The organism is Pedobacter psychrodurus (genome assembly GCF_032678585.1).
Classification (GTDB): Bacteria; Bacteroidota; Bacteroidia; order Sphingobacteriales; family Sphingobacteriaceae; genus Pedobacter; species Pedobacter psychrodurus_A.
Window position 1 is genome coordinate 38,807 of sequence record NZ_JAVTSN010000049.1, and the last position, 14,668, is coordinate 53,474.

General features: G+C 40.1%; 7 protein-coding genes. 6 read left to right on the plus strand and 1 reads right to left on the minus strand.

The annotated features are described in order from the left end of the window. Positions 1-94: 94 nt before the first annotated feature. Positions 95-1,159, minus strand: a complete 1,065-nt coding sequence (locus tag R2S57_RS25005) for a response regulator (protein WP_316847649.1) — start codon at positions 1,157-1,159, stop codon at positions 95-97. A gap of 1,604 nt (positions 1,160-2,763) precedes the next feature. Between R2S57_RS25005 and R2S57_RS25010 the strand changes: the two genes are divergently transcribed. The 6 genes from R2S57_RS25010 to R2S57_RS25035 form a co-directional block, all read left to right on the plus strand. Then, complete coding sequence (locus R2S57_RS25010; protein WP_316847650.1) at positions 2,764-3,153, plus strand: BlaI/MecI/CopY family transcriptional regulator; 390 nt, start codon at positions 2,764-2,766, stop codon at positions 3,151-3,153. A 33-nt stretch (positions 3,154-3,186) separates the two neighbouring features. Next, positions 3,187-5,091 carry a M56 family metallopeptidase gene (locus R2S57_RS25015; protein WP_316847651.1) on the plus strand — a complete coding sequence of 635 codons (1,905 nt, stop codon included), beginning with the start codon at positions 3,187-3,189 and terminating at the stop codon, positions 5,089-5,091. A 29-nt stretch (positions 5,092-5,120) separates the two neighbouring features. Further along, a complete protein-coding gene (locus R2S57_RS25020) occupies positions 5,121-7,568 on the plus strand; it encodes a TonB-dependent receptor domain-containing protein (RefSeq protein WP_316847652.1) in 2,448 nt (815 codons plus the stop codon). 682 nt (positions 7,569-8,250) lie between these two features. Beyond that, complete coding sequence (locus R2S57_RS25025) at positions 8,251-9,879, plus strand: DUF6377 domain-containing protein (RefSeq protein WP_316847653.1); 1,629 nt, start codon at positions 8,251-8,253, stop codon at positions 9,877-9,879. A gap of 211 nt (positions 9,880-10,090) precedes the next feature. Further along, positions 10,091-13,063 carry a SusC/RagA family TonB-linked outer membrane protein gene (locus tag R2S57_RS25030; protein ID WP_316847654.1) on the plus strand — a complete coding sequence of 991 codons (2,973 nt, stop codon included), beginning with the start codon at positions 10,091-10,093 and terminating at the stop codon, positions 13,061-13,063. 18 nt (positions 13,064-13,081) lie between these two features. Beyond that, positions 13,082-14,668, plus strand: a 1,587-nt coding sequence (locus tag R2S57_RS25035; RefSeq protein WP_316847655.1) for a RagB/SusD family nutrient uptake outer membrane protein, incomplete at its 3' end; no start/stop codon positions are given.

The following is a 14,668-nucleotide window of genomic DNA, read 5'->3' on the forward strand; positions in this document are numbered from 1 at the left end:
CTGATTTTGATCAAGCCTGATCTTGATCTTTCTCATGGATAAGTTGAGGGGTAATCGCATGATAGATAGCCTATTGTCTAGGCGGGATTCAACGCTAGTTTTTCATCATTTTCAGCGCATCCATATCCAGAACAATAATATTATTGCCCTCTTTTTCGATTAATCCCTCTTTCGTAAAATCGCCCAATACCCTGCTTAATGTTTCGGTTGCAATGCCGATTAAACAGGCCAGATCATACCTGGGTAGTATAAAGCGATAATTTTCATTAGACCCTTGATTATGTTTGGTGAGTTCGATTATTGCTTTTGCTATTCTTTTCCGCACGGAGTAATAGGCGATATCCATTAGCTTTTCATCGCGGCCTCTTAGTTTAAGTGCAAGGCCCTTCGCAAAAATACCGAACAGCTCGGGGTAATCTGAAATTAAATTCTGTACATCAGCGTGAGGGATGGTAAGTATTTCGGTGTTATCAATGGCCTCTGCAATCTCACTGTTTTCGGCGCCTAATAGTGTCCCTTGAAGCCCAAAATACTCGTGCGGGCCATAAATGCCTGTAATTAGTACATGGCCCGTTGCGTCGGCTATGTAGGTTTTGATTTTTCCTGATAAAATGTAATGTAGTCCGAGCGATCTTTTTTCTCCCCTGTAATAAAGCACCTGGTTTTTCTTAAATGCCCTGGGTAACGTTCCTTCAAATCTTGATCTCAACCAAGATAACTCATCGTTACTGTTGTGGATATTTCTTAACTTAACATGTTGCTTTAAGAATAATTCATGTTGAAACCTTTTTTTTCTGAGCCTTACCTCTACATGATTAAGCAATTCACCGTCATCGAAGGGAGTCATGAGGTAGCCCTCAGCGCCCAGTTCCATCGCTCTCCTGGCAAGATCGTATTCGTCATTGTTCAATACCATTATAAAACTTGTGCTTGCAGTTTCCATAAACTTATTAGCCACACGCAAAACGCCGATACCATCCATCTCGGCTAGATTTACCCCGGAAATAACAATGTCAACGGGGTTTGTCCTGATCATGTCGATCGCTTCTTTGCCACTATGAGTAGATTTGACATTGTATTTTCCGATGGTAAGTATTTCGGTGATTTTTATTCTTAAATCAAAATCCTCAAGTATAACCAAGATTTTAGATCCCTCCATTTAAATTTTATATTTAATCCTGAAGGGAGTAATTCCCTTTGGGATTGGTAAACAGGTATCGAACCTGATTTCCGGACCTTTTTGTTGCGTTAATTAAGCTTCTCAGCAGACTAAACTTAGACCTCTGGATAAGTGATAGACAAATGCAAATTATATGGGAAAAATAAACTGCGGGTGCACGGTGCCTAAATCAGACTCATCATTTATCCAATAAATTGAATGAAATTTCTGCGTGCCGATGCATTGTTTGTGTAGTGAAGCATGAATCTTCATTTATTCCCGGATAAGAACACGATCAGGGGTATAGTTGTTTGCAGAAAGATATCGGGATAGAAAAACTGTCTTCACAGGAATGAAGGCAGGATTGCTGACCTTATTAAAAACAAAATGATCGGCTTTTTTAATAAGTTTTTTTAGAAAAGACATTTTTTGAGTGATTTTATAGAGATTAATAGACAAATATCCAATAAAAATCGTCATTATGACGAATAAACAAATTGATAATTGTCAAGTTCAATTTTGATTGTGGTCAATATATCAAAACTACTGGTTGTATAGGATGGTTCTATGTTAATAACTGGCTCAAGAAATTATTATTTAATTTATTTTAGGCCGAATGATGCTTTTTTGTTGGCCTCGGGAGTAATAAAGCTCAAAAGATGCTGTATTACCGATAAAAATAGCGTCTCTATCTATCGGTGTAATGTTTAAATCCTTAATATCGCCAATACTTTTTGCACTGTTCAAACAATTCTGCACATCCCGATTAATCCGTGAAACAAAGGTAAATGTTAATATCACACAGCAGGCAATGAATAGGTGAAGTGAAAGGTAACTGAACTGAAACATCCTGATATGATAAAGAATAATCCATAACGAAAGTAAAAGTATAATGGAAATGCCCGACAACAACAGTGAGAAGCTCAAATTTTGAAAGTTTAGGAGTAAAGGCAAGAAAGTAAAAGGGAGCAAGCCAATTATAAAAGCAAAGTTTCTAGTGCGCCTTAATGATGAAGTATCGTAAATCCAAAAATGAATAATAAAACCTATAGTAATAAGAAAAGGCAAGAATATTAAAAATACCGATTCTTCCCAGTAGGAAAGCCCCCTCTGTGATAATAATAGGTTGGCAAAACCATCAAGGTTAAAGATTTCGATATTAAAGCTCATAAAAAATAATACTCGCCAAAGATGATCAACAGCACGAGATAGATGACTGTTAATATCAGGTATCTGATAAACAATCCGTAAATGTTATTCATTTTATCTGTCATCTTAATTCTTATGAGCGATAAAATGTAACCTTAAAAGAGAAACAGGCGACATGGGATAGATTTATTCCCAAATTTGCTGATGCGCTATCTTATTTCCATTGATAAAAATTAAGTTGATTGATGATTGTTGTCAATAGACATCTTTTTATTAAAAGTTCTGATTTTCAGACGCGGCTAGATTAATAAATATACTTGACTTCTCGTTATAAAACATAGTCTTAGTTTATTTTCATAATTTTTAATTTACTTAATATCAATAAGTTAAGAATTTTTATTAAAAATATACAACCTAATACTTGCAACGTACGATAAATGTCGTACCTTTAAATTATGAAAAGTAATCAAACTGGAAATAATCTACCTGAACCAACCAAAGCTGAATTAGAAATTCTTCAGGTGCTTTGGGAATTCGGTCCATCTACAGTTCGGTTTGTAAACGATAAATTGAACAGCCAAAAGGAGGTGAACTATACCTCAACTTTAAAGCAGATGCAAATTTTGACCGAAAAGGGAATATTGAAACGTGATGAAAGCCAAATGAAACACATTTATATTCCGGTTGAGGCAGAAGAGAAAACCAAAGTTCAGTTGTTAGACCGTTTCGTGAATACTTTATATAAAGGCTCGGCCTCGCAGTTAATGATGCAACTATTGGGTAATGAGAAAACATCTAAACAGGAAATCGAAGAGATTAAGCGGCTATTGGATAGCATGGAATAATTGATAACAACAGCTCCTAACAGAACCACAACAATGGAATTTAAATTAATTAAGCTTTTGCCCGAAAACTGGCTGCATGCCCTGGGTGCCACCTTGTTCCATTCTTTGTGGCTGGGGGTAATCTTGTCTCTCTTTGCCGGTTTGGTGATGTTTACTACGCGCAAAACAAGTGCAAAAGTGCGCTATAACCTACTTACCATTTGTTTGGGGATGTTTGTTGTGGCAATAAGCTTTACTTTTTATAGAGAACTGCAAAAATCTGTCGATTCTACTTTAAATCAGATCGTTATTAACCTCCCAAACGGAGATGCAAAGCAACCTACAATTACAAGCGTTCAAAACGATATGTATTCAGGACTGAATAAAGTGCTTGCCATCTGGAATGCCTATGCTTATCAGATTGTATTGATCTGGTTTCTGATCATCTGTGGAAAAAGTATCCAGCTAATGGTTGGCTTAAATGGTATACATCATTTGCGTAATCATAAAACTTATGCTGCAGGTAAAAAATGGGATGAAAAATCAGCTGAACTTGCAAGCAAGATGGGATTAAATCAGCCTGTTAAAATCATGCAATCCGGAATTGCACAGGCACCCATGGTGGTAGGGCATTTAAAACCGTTGATCCTGATTCCCTTAGGTTTGCTCAACGGCCTTTCCAATGTCGAAGTTGAGGCTATACTGTCGCATGAACTTGCGCACATCAAACGGAAAGATTATCTGGTAAACCTGTTACAGAGTTTTATCGAAATCGTTTTCTTCTTTAACCCAGCGGTACTTTGGGTATCACAATTAATAAAAACAGAACGCGAGAATTGCTGCGATGATTTGGCCATCGAATGTGTAAACGATCGCAAAAACTATGTTCAAGCCCTTATTGTGTGTCAGGAATATAAGCAGCGTGCACCTGCTTATGCCATGGCGATTACGGGTAAGAAAGGTAGCCTGCTGCACAGAGCGAGCAGGATGTTATTCAACACCAATTCAACTTTAAACAAAATGGAAAAAACAATATTAACCATCGCCCTGGTATCGGTAGTGCTTTGTACTGCCGCCTTTAAAAGCGTGGGCAATGCAAAAACAGTTACCAACAAAGAGTTGTCCAATTTAGTACAGACCAAACAGGATAGCACCAAAAGAACTAAAACTGCCGAAGGCAAATCAGCAGATCTAATAGAAAAGGAGATCAATGCGAAAATGGACAAGCAATTGAAACAGTTAGATGAGAAGCGTAAAAAAAACGAAACAGATGAAGATGTAAATGCCAGGGCTGCTGATAAAAAAGCCATTGAAGGTGATATCGTTAAGGCAAGAGAAGACGCCAGGATGAGGAAAGAAGATGCAAAAGCAAGAATTGCTGATGAACAGTTAAGAAAAGCAGACGAGAAATTTGCCAAAGAGGATGCAAAATTAGCTGCCGAAGACGAAAAATGGGCCAAGGAAGATGCCAGGTGGGCAAAGGAAGCTGATAAATGGGCAAAGGATGATAATGAGGGTAAAGGAGGCCGCCCACCTAGAGCACCCCGTCCGCCACGCCCACCAAGAGCGCCGAGAGCGCCAAGGGCATCAGTTGCCGTACCGGCAGTGCCTGCAGTTCCACCTGTACCACCAGTTCAGGTAACTCCACCAACGCCTCCAACACCACCAGTATACAACGAAAAATCAAGTACTAAAACTGGCTCTCAGCGTACCGTTACTTCAAAGACGGTTACCAATGGTGATGGCCATGATTATACTAACGAAATCAATAATCAATTGATGAAAGACGGTATCATCAGCAGCACCAATAAATTATCGTATAAGCTCAACAAAGATGAGTTGATTGTAAATGGTGTTAAACAAAATGGTGACGTTCAGAAAAAGTACAGACAAAAGTTTTTGAAGAGCGATAAACATGCTCTGATGTATAACTTCCTGATCGAAAACAATAAAAACTAAATTCTAAAAGCGCTAATCCCACGCACATCATGAAATTTAAAATCATCGCTTTTTTAGCTGTATGGATAAATATTGCCCTTAATTTTGCTCAAGCCCAACAACTTCCATCCAGAATTTATGGCCGTGTAGTGGATGCCGAAGGAAAAAATATCGAGTATGCTACGGCAGCCTTGCTTAAAGATTCGGTTTTGTTAAAAACAACCTTCACCGAAAAAGACGGATCGTTTAGTTTCGATAAGCTCGTTTACGGAAAATACCTCATCAAGGTATCGGTGTTAGGTTCGCCTATTTATCAAACCGATACCCTGGTTTTAACCGCCAATCGTGCTATTATTAATTTAGCTGAGCTGAAGATCAAAACCGGAACAACCAATTTAAAAGAGGTAAATATTTCGGGGCAAAAGGCTTTTGTGGAACGAAAGATAGACCGTACGGTGGTTAACGTTGATGCCTTGATTTCCAATGCAGGAACCACTGCTTTGGATGTGCTGAGCAAATCGCCCGGGGTAAGTGTAGACCAAAACGGGGCAATCTCGCTTAAAGGCAAGAATGGCGTGGCTATTTTCATTGATGATAAACCAACTTATTTATCTGGCGCCGACCTGGAAAACTACCTGCGTTCGCTACCTTCTTCTTCGCTTGATCAGATTGAGCTGATGACCAATCCGCCTGCCAAATATGACGCTGCGGGAAATGGCGGGGTAATCAATATCAAAACCAAGAAAACCAAAACCGCTGGTTTTAACGGTGGGATTAATCTGAGCTTGAACCAGGGGGAGTTAAGCAGATCGAACAATAGTTTTAATTTTAACTACCGCAAGGATAAAATTAATGTTTTCGGAAACCTAAGTTACAATCTGAACAATAGTTTTACCGATCTCGACCTGAACCGGAAATATAAAAATGACGATGGTAATGCCAAATCCTACTTCAATCAGAATTCTTATTTCCGCAGGCATGGCAATACTTTTAATTTAAAAACGGGGCTTGATTATTATGCTTCGGAGAAAACCACCTGGGGTGTTGTGTTAACCGGAATGGACCGGATTTCTAAACAGGTGAACAACAATACCAGTAATTTATCTAATGCCTCAATGCAATTGGATTCGGTGATCAGGGCCGAAAATATCGACCAGATTAAATATCAAAATGCAGGGGTAAACTTAAATTACAGACATAAATTTAACCAGGCCGGACGGGAATTGACCTTTGATGCCGATTATTTGCTGTACCGCAACAATACCGATCAAACCTATTACAATTTCAGTTACCTGCCCAGCGGAACATTGAAGTATCAGGATATTTTAACAGGCAACTTGCCTTCGGATATTGATATCTATACAGCAAAAGTGGATTATTCGCATCCACTTGAAAACAAATGGAAACTGGATGCAGGTGCTAAAACCGCCTACACCAAAACGGATAATATTGCCGATTACTTTAATACTGCAAACGGGAAAACCAATGCCGATTACGAAAAGAGCAATCACTTTTTGTATGAAGAAAATATTAATGCAGTTTACCTGAATATGAGTAGAGAAGGCAAACGTTTTTCGCTCCAGGTAGGATTGAGGTATGAAAACACGGTTTCTAACGGTCATCAGCTCGGTAATCTGATCAAACCCGACTCCAGTTTTAAAAGAACATACAACAGCTTGTTCCCAACGCTTTATTTCTCTTATAAGCTGGATACTGCAGGGAACAATCAGCTGGGCTTAAACTATGGAAGAAGAATCGACCGCCCGTATTATCAGGACCTTAATCCCTTTTTCTCGCCGCTGGATAAGTTTACCTATTATGTAGGTAATCCCTTTCTAAAACCTTCATTTACGCAGAGTATAGAACTGTCGCATACTTTTAAAAACAAAATTACCACCACCTTTGGTTATAGCTGGGTTAAAGATGAGGTGAACGAAACGATCGAGATTGTAGATGGCACCTACTACAGCAGACCAGCCAACGTAGGCAAAACAAGAGTAGCTAATGTTTCGGTTAATGCAGAGATTGATCTCACCAAATGGGTTAAACTGAATGCTTATACCGAATTTGGCAAAATCATTTCTAAAACTGATTTCTATACCGGTTTTTTGGTTACCAATGGAACTTACTTCAGGGCAAGCCCTAATCTGCAATTTAAAATCAGTCCGTCGTGGAATGCCGAGGTAAATATGCGTTACCAAAGTAAGCTGTCTAGTGTGCAGTTTTTAGTGGGAGCAGTAAATGAATTTGGTGCAGCACTCCAGAAGAAACTTTCGCCAAAAAGTACATTGAAGTTGACGGCTAATGATATTTTTAGAAACCGGATTTATAATGGTGTAATTAATAACCTGGCGGCAACAGAGGCCAACTGGACAAATAAGCAAGATTCGCGTGCGGTTGTGCTGAGTTACAGCTACCGTTTTGGTAAGGCATTTTCTTCGCCGGCCAAACACGAATCATCTGGTGCTGACGAAGAAAAGAACAGGGTGAAAAATTAAATGAGCTATTGAGGACTTGGACCATCTTAGGCGCTTAAGCACAACTTTTCTATCGGTCGGTGAGACACCGACCGATAAGTGAATCTTGTAAACAACATCCAGTAAAATCAAATTAGCTGAAAACAATTAACAGTAACACGCTTTTGACCGTAAACTTATTCCAGTATAAGACACCGTATAGGAGATTCTATCCTTTCTAGGTACCAAGTTAACCCCATGTTAACCTTTTGCTTACCTATTGCTTACCTATTCCTTACCTATTGCTTACCTAAAGGGTAAGCAATAGGTAAGGCCAGGGTCTATTTTAGGGCTTAATTGGGTGAATCAAAGGCGATATTGTCAACCAGCAGTTGGCCTAAATACCTCTTTTTTCTACCGATGGGTGTAACGCGGGCCGATAGGTGAATGCTTGAAGTTAGAGGGTAAAGCATTTTTTTCGAAAAGCAATACTCGTGTAACTTCGGTTCATCCGGCCCCGCACTTTGCTTAAGTCGGGAGAACCGAGCGGGACTGTTTTATCCTAAAGGCTGCTGCACCTGCTTTCCAAAAAAAATAATACTCATGATGGGATGTCATCTTGCTTTGCTTTGAACCTCAAATATTTTTAGCTTAAAGAAAACAAATCGTTAACCGTTTAATCATTATTTAATATCTTTAGTTTTTAATTATCCCTTCAGGATTAATGAAACTAGCCAAACCCTATCTGTTACTAATCTTTCTTGTTTGCTTTTCTTTAAGCGGATTTTCTCGGTCTAAAAGCGATAGTCTTTTAAACGAACTGAATAATGTGCTTCAAAAAAAGGATGTTTATATAGAGAAAAAGCAGGAGAGAATTGCCGCGTTAAGGGCAAAATCCTTATCCGCTGGTAATTTAAGGGCACGTTTTTTAGTGTATCAGGAGCTGTACGAAGAATACAAAACCTTTAGTTATGATTCGTCTTACAGTTATGCGAAAAGGTTAAGTCAAACGGCATCTGTTTTAAAAGATCCTGCTTTAATTGCCTCTGCGAGGATGAAAATGGGTTTTACGTTGCTTTCTTCAGGTTTATTTAAGGAAACCCTTGAGGTACTCAACAGCATCAAAGTGGCGGTTTTATCGCCGGATGAAAAGATAGGATACTATTTTTTAAAAGCCAGAAGTTATTTCGACTTATCAGATTATAACCGAAATATAGATTACTGGGAAATTTATAATCCACGTGGAATCAGTGCTATTGATTCTGCTTTGGTTTTGGCTAAACCCGGTACGGTAAATTATCTGGAGCTGAAAGGACTTCAGGACCTGAGAACAGGCAATTATGACGACGGCCGCAGGGTTTATACCAGTCTGTTAAAAATGCCGGGCTTAACGCCACATCAGTATGCTGTTAATGCCTGTTGTTTGAGTTATATCTGCGAGATACGCGGTCCTCAGGAAAAATCGGTGGAGCTGTTAATCCAGGCGGCAATTTCTGATATTCAATCGGCTACAAAAGAAACCGTAGCCAGTTATAAACTTGCTGATATTCTTTTTAAAAAAGGCGACATTAAAAATGCCTACGCTTATATTAAGCAGGCCATGGACGAGGCGACCTTTTATGGCGCGTTACACCGTCAGGTTAAAATCAGCAGCATTTTGCCCATTATAGAAGCCCAGTGGATCAACCAGATCGAGCACCAGAAAAAACTGCTGTACATTTATTCATCTATCATTACTTTGCTGGTGATATTCGTTGTCATTTTTGCGGTCATCATTTTTAGGCAGTTGAAAAAAATTAGGCTGGCTGATGAGGTCATCAAGGCCGCCAACAGCAACCTTCAGAAAACGAATGAAACGCTGGAAGAGGTAAATAAAAAACTCAGTATTGCCAATACCATCAAAAACGAATACATCAGTTACTATTTCAATATCAATTCCATTTACATTGATAAACTGGAAAACTTTAAAACATCTATCGATAAAAAACTGAGCAGTAAACGTTATGATGATGCTTTAAAAACCGTTCATAACCTCAATCTGGAAAATGAGCGCTTAGAACTCTTCAATACCTTTGATACGGTATTCTTACGCCTCTTCCCTGAATTTATAGCAAAATTCAATTCGTTCTTTAAGGAGGAGGATCAGATCCTCATCCCCAAAGGGCAACTGCTCAGCACCGAACTGCGCATCTTCGCCCTGATCAGAATGGGGATCCATGATAACGACAGAATTTCGAAAATTTTGGGCTATTCCGTAAACACGATTTATTCGTATAAAAACCGCATTAAAACCAAATCTATTCTTCAAAACGATGAATTTGAAGATAGGATTATGGAAATTGAAGCGGTTTAACGCCCTTCCAACTTCATAATTGTTCTATATTTAGGAGGTTTGACTTTCGCTTTAAGTTGTTGTTAATTAGCCTTTTGTGTGGTATTGAAGCTTGATATTTTCTATATCAGGGGTCTGATCAATTGTTTCCTATACTCCAGCCACCTTTCTTTGACTTGTGATTTAAGCAAATGCATTGATCACAATAAACCAAATTATAAATATTGAGCTAATGGAAAAGATTTACTCCTTAAGGAACAGGTTTCTGCTGTTTTTTGTACTGCTGTATCACGTGGGCTTTGCCCAAACAAGCGTCATCACAGGGCAAATAAATGATGAAAAAAACCTCCCACTGCCTTCGGCAATTGTTGTGCTAAAAGGTACTACACTAAAAACAGCGACCGATGCTAACGGCTATTTTAAATTAACAGGTGTTCCGGCTGGGGCACAAACATTAGTGGTGAGTTACATTGGCTACAACAGTCTCGAAAAAGCAGTAAACGGCACCAGCACCGTTAATTTACAACTGGTACCTTCCTCGCAGAATTTAAATGATGTGGCCGTTATCGGTTATGGGACCATCAGAAAAAGCGACGCTACAGGTGCATTAAGTGTAATTACGGCTAAAGATTTTAACAAGGGCGCTGTAAATTCCATTCAGGATGCTGTGCTGGGTAAACTGCCTGGTGTGGTAATTACTTCCATTAGTGGGGCGCCGGGTAATACCTCCACCATTAGGGTAAGGGGAGGGGCATCGTTAAATGCCAGTAACGATCCTTTAATTGTGATTGATAATGTTCCCGTTGATAATACAGCAATGGGCGGCTCGGCAAATATTCTGGCCACGATCAATCCAAACGATGTAGAAAACATTACCGTATTGAAAGATGCTTCTGCCACTGCCATTTATGGCGCAAGGGCCTCAAATGGCGTTATGTTGATTACCACAAAACGTGGTACCAAGCAGTTTCAGGTAAACTATGGACTAACTACTTCACTTTCAGTTCTCCCGAAGCAGGTAGATAATTACAATGGTGATGAATTTAGGGATGTAGTGAACAAGGTTTATGGCGGTACAACAGCCATTACTTCTTTGCTGGGCACTGCAAATACCGACTGGCAAAATGAAATTTATCAGAAAGCGTTTGCCCAAGACCATAACCTGAGTGTTTCGGGTACGGCGAAGAACCTGCCTTATCGTTTGTCGCTGGGTTATAACAATGCCGATGGGGTACTGAAAACATATAATTTTAGCCGTACAACGCTTGCTTTGGGCCTGGATCCTAGTTTGTTCCAGAATCATCTGAATATCCACCTGAATTTAAAAGGATTGTACAATACCAATAATTTTGCAGAACAGGGTGCAATTGGTAGTGCCGTTAATTATGACCCTACGCAACCCGTTTTTAATGGTAATACAAGATGGAGAGGTTACACCACCTGGACAAGCGACCATACACCAAATGGCCCTCCGGTAACGCTCGCTACCGCAAACCCGGTGGCGATGCTAGATCTTACCGACAATACTTCTACCGTAAAAAGAAGTATTGGTAATGCGCAGTTCGATTATAAGCTTCATTTCTTTCCTGATCTGCATGCCAATTTGAACCTTGGTTACGATTATGCAAAATCAGTAGGGCACAACAACCTTTTGGATAATACCCAATGGGTTTACACGCCAGTTGTTGCCGGTGGACGATTGAACAATTATACTGAAAACAGAAAAAATCAATTGGTAGACTTCTATCTAAATTACAATAAGGACATTAAATCTATTGAGAGCGTAATCAACGTTACAGGTGGCTATTCATGGTCGCATTTTTACAGGGAGGGAACGAGTTTATCTTCCGATCAGGCCATGACATCCATCCAGCCACCAAACGATTACATCACCGAGTATTATCTGCTATCGTTCTTCGGAAGGTTGAACTATACTTTCAAAAACAAATACCTGTTAACTTTTACCTTACGTGATGATGCCACCTCGCGTTTCTCACCAGAGCAGCGTTGGGGATTGTTCCCTGCCGGGGCCTTAACCTGGAAAATAAAAGAAGAGGCATTTCTTAAAGATAACAATACACTTTCTGATCTGAAGCTGAGAATAGGTTATGGCGTTACCGGACAGCAAGATCTGAACAATGGCAACAACTATCCTTACCTCGCGAAATACACCATCAGTGATCAAACCTCGAGATACCAGTTCGGCGATAACTTTTTTTATACCTTACGTCCGGATGGTTACGATGCAAATATCAAATGGGAGTCGACCACTACCACGAATATCGGCCTTGATTATGGTTTGTTCAATAACCGCTTAACAGGATCACTAGATGTGTATTACCGTAAAACCAAAGATCTTTTAAGTATTGTAAATGTTCCGGTAGGTACCAATTTCTCTGCAACGGTTTTAACCAATATTGGCAGTATGGAAAACCGCGGTGCAGAGTTTAGCCTGAATGCGGTGGTGGTCGATCAAAAAGACCTTAACTGGCAGCTTGGCTATAACATCAGCTACAATAAAAATAAAATTACCCGTTTGGCTTTGAACGACGATCCGAACTACATTATTCAGCTTGGCGGTATTGCAGGTACGACTTCCGGAACCATCCAGGCGCAAAAAGTAGGTTCGCCGATCAATTCTTTCTTTGTTTACCAGCAGGTTTATGATGCCAACGGCAAGCCTGTTGAAGATACCTATGTAGACCGTAATGGTGATAATATCATTAACAGTGCCGATCAGTATATCTACAAAAAACCAGATCCAACGGTTCAGATGGGTATTAATTCGAGGTTAAGCTACAAGAAATGGGATTTCAGTTTCTCCGGACGTTTAAGTTTAGGGAACTACAATTACAATAACGTTGCTGCAGGCAGTACCTACCGTGGTTTATATTCTTCGCTGGGTTATTTATCGAATCAAACCAAGGCTGCAGAAGATACACAGTTTACTACCGCTCAACAGACGGTTTTATCAGACTATTACATTCAAAAGGCATCTTATTTCCGTATGGATAACATCGCTTTAGGTTATACACTGCCGGCTTACCTTAAAAATAAGTTAAAAATCCGTCTAAATGCCGGGGTTCAGAATGCTTTTGTGATTACACAGTACAAAGGTTTGGATCCGGAGATCAGTGGCGGACTTGATAACAACTTTTTCCCAAGGGCCAGGATCTTTCAACTGGGCCTAAACTGTAATTTTTAACCACTAGCAAGCAAAATCATGAAATCATATAAAATATTATCACTGGCCACAGTCTCAGTAATGCTGCTGATCAGTTCTTGTAAAAAAGATCTGGATGCTACGCCTAAAGATCCAAAGATCATTTCGTCGGCAACTGTTTTTGATAGTCCCGAATCGTATAAACAGTTTTTGGCGAAACTTTATTCCACGCTTTCTTTGACCGGGCAGCGGGGAGAATCGGGATTGCCAGAAATATCAGCACCTGATGAGGGTACAACGGCATTTTTAAGAGAATACTGGGCAGCACAGGAGGCCACTACCGATGAGTGTATTAATGCCTGGGGCGATGGAGGTTTGGTAGAATACCACGGCCATATTTGGTCTGATCAGAACTCTTACGTTAAATTAATGTACCAAAGGCTTTTTATCAATATCAGCTATTGTAACGAATACATCAGATCGGTAAATGATAAATTGCCAGGTTTAGATGGTAATTTAAAAACAGATGTAACCCGCTATCAGGCTGAAGCCCGTTTTTTAAGGGCATATTATTATTTGTGTGCGATGGATCTGTATGCAAATGTTCCCTTCGTAACTGAGGCCGATAAACCTGGTGCCTATCTTCCACGCCAGATTAAAAGAGCAGAACTGTTCACTTACATAGAAGGAGAATTAAAAGCGATCCTTCCTGCCCTGGCCGACCCGGGAGCCAATGAGTATGCAAGGGCAGACCGTGCGGCAGCATGGGCATTGTTAAGCCGCCTATATTTAAATGCCGAAGTGTACATTGGCCAGGCAAAATATACCGAGTGCCTAACTTATACCAACGAGATATTGAACTCGGGCAAATTTGCTTTGCATAGCAGTTATCCACAGCTTTTTCTAGCCGATAACAATAAATACAGACAAGAAATTATTATGCCCATTGCCACAGACGGGAACAGCTCGAGAAGTTATGGCGACATGACATTTATAATCCATGCCGGAGTTGGTGGGGCGATGGATGCTGCAAACGAATTTGGAATTGCATCGGGCGGTTGGGCCGGAAACAGGATGACCACCGCTTTTGTAACCTCGAAATTTGCAGACCCATCAGGCGGGACCGATAAGAGGGCCATATTTTATACCAAAGGACAAACTTTAACCATTACACATCCGACTATTTTTACAGAAGGTTACCTTTCTGCAAAATTTAAAAATATCACTTCAACGGGTGCAGTAGGTTCGAACAGTACCTTTGTGGATACCGATTTTCCATTAATCCGTTTGGGGGAAATTTACCTCAATTATGCCGAGGCTACCGTACGTGGTGGAAGTGGGGGCGATGCCGTAAAAGCATTAAAACTGATTAACGATCTGCGTACCCGTGCCTACGGAAATACCTCTGGCAACATTACAGCGGGACAGCTAAACCTTAATTTTTTATTGGATGAGCGTGGCCGGGAGCTGTATTGGGAAGCACACCGCAGAACCGATCTGATCCGTTTTGGCAAGTTTACCGGTGGTGCTTTGCTGTGGGACTGGAAGGGGAATGTGATGAACGGAACTTCAACCGATGCGAAATACAAAATCTTTCCCATCCCAGCTTCAGATCTTTTGCTGAATACCAACCTCACCCAAAATCCA

Coding starts and splice junctions, on each gene's coding strand:
- R2S57_RS25020 (WP_316847652.1), top strand. CDS start 5,121: ATGAAATTTAAAATCATCGCTTTTTTAGCTGTATGGATAAATATTGCC.
- R2S57_RS25025 (WP_316847653.1), top strand. CDS start 8,251: ATGAAACTAGCCAAACCCTATCTGTTACTAATCTTTCTTGTTTGCTTT.
- R2S57_RS25005 (WP_316847649.1), bottom strand. CDS start 1,159: ATGGAGGGATCTAAAATCTTGGTTATACTTGAGGATTTTGATTTAAGA.
- R2S57_RS25030 (WP_316847654.1), top strand. CDS start 10,091: ATGGAAAAGATTTACTCCTTAAGGAACAGGTTTCTGCTGTTTTTTGTA.
- R2S57_RS25015 (WP_316847651.1), top strand. CDS start 3,187: ATGGAATTTAAATTAATTAAGCTTTTGCCCGAAAACTGGCTGCATGCC.
- R2S57_RS25010 (WP_316847650.1), top strand. CDS start 2,764: ATGAAAAGTAATCAAACTGGAAATAATCTACCTGAACCAACCAAAGCT.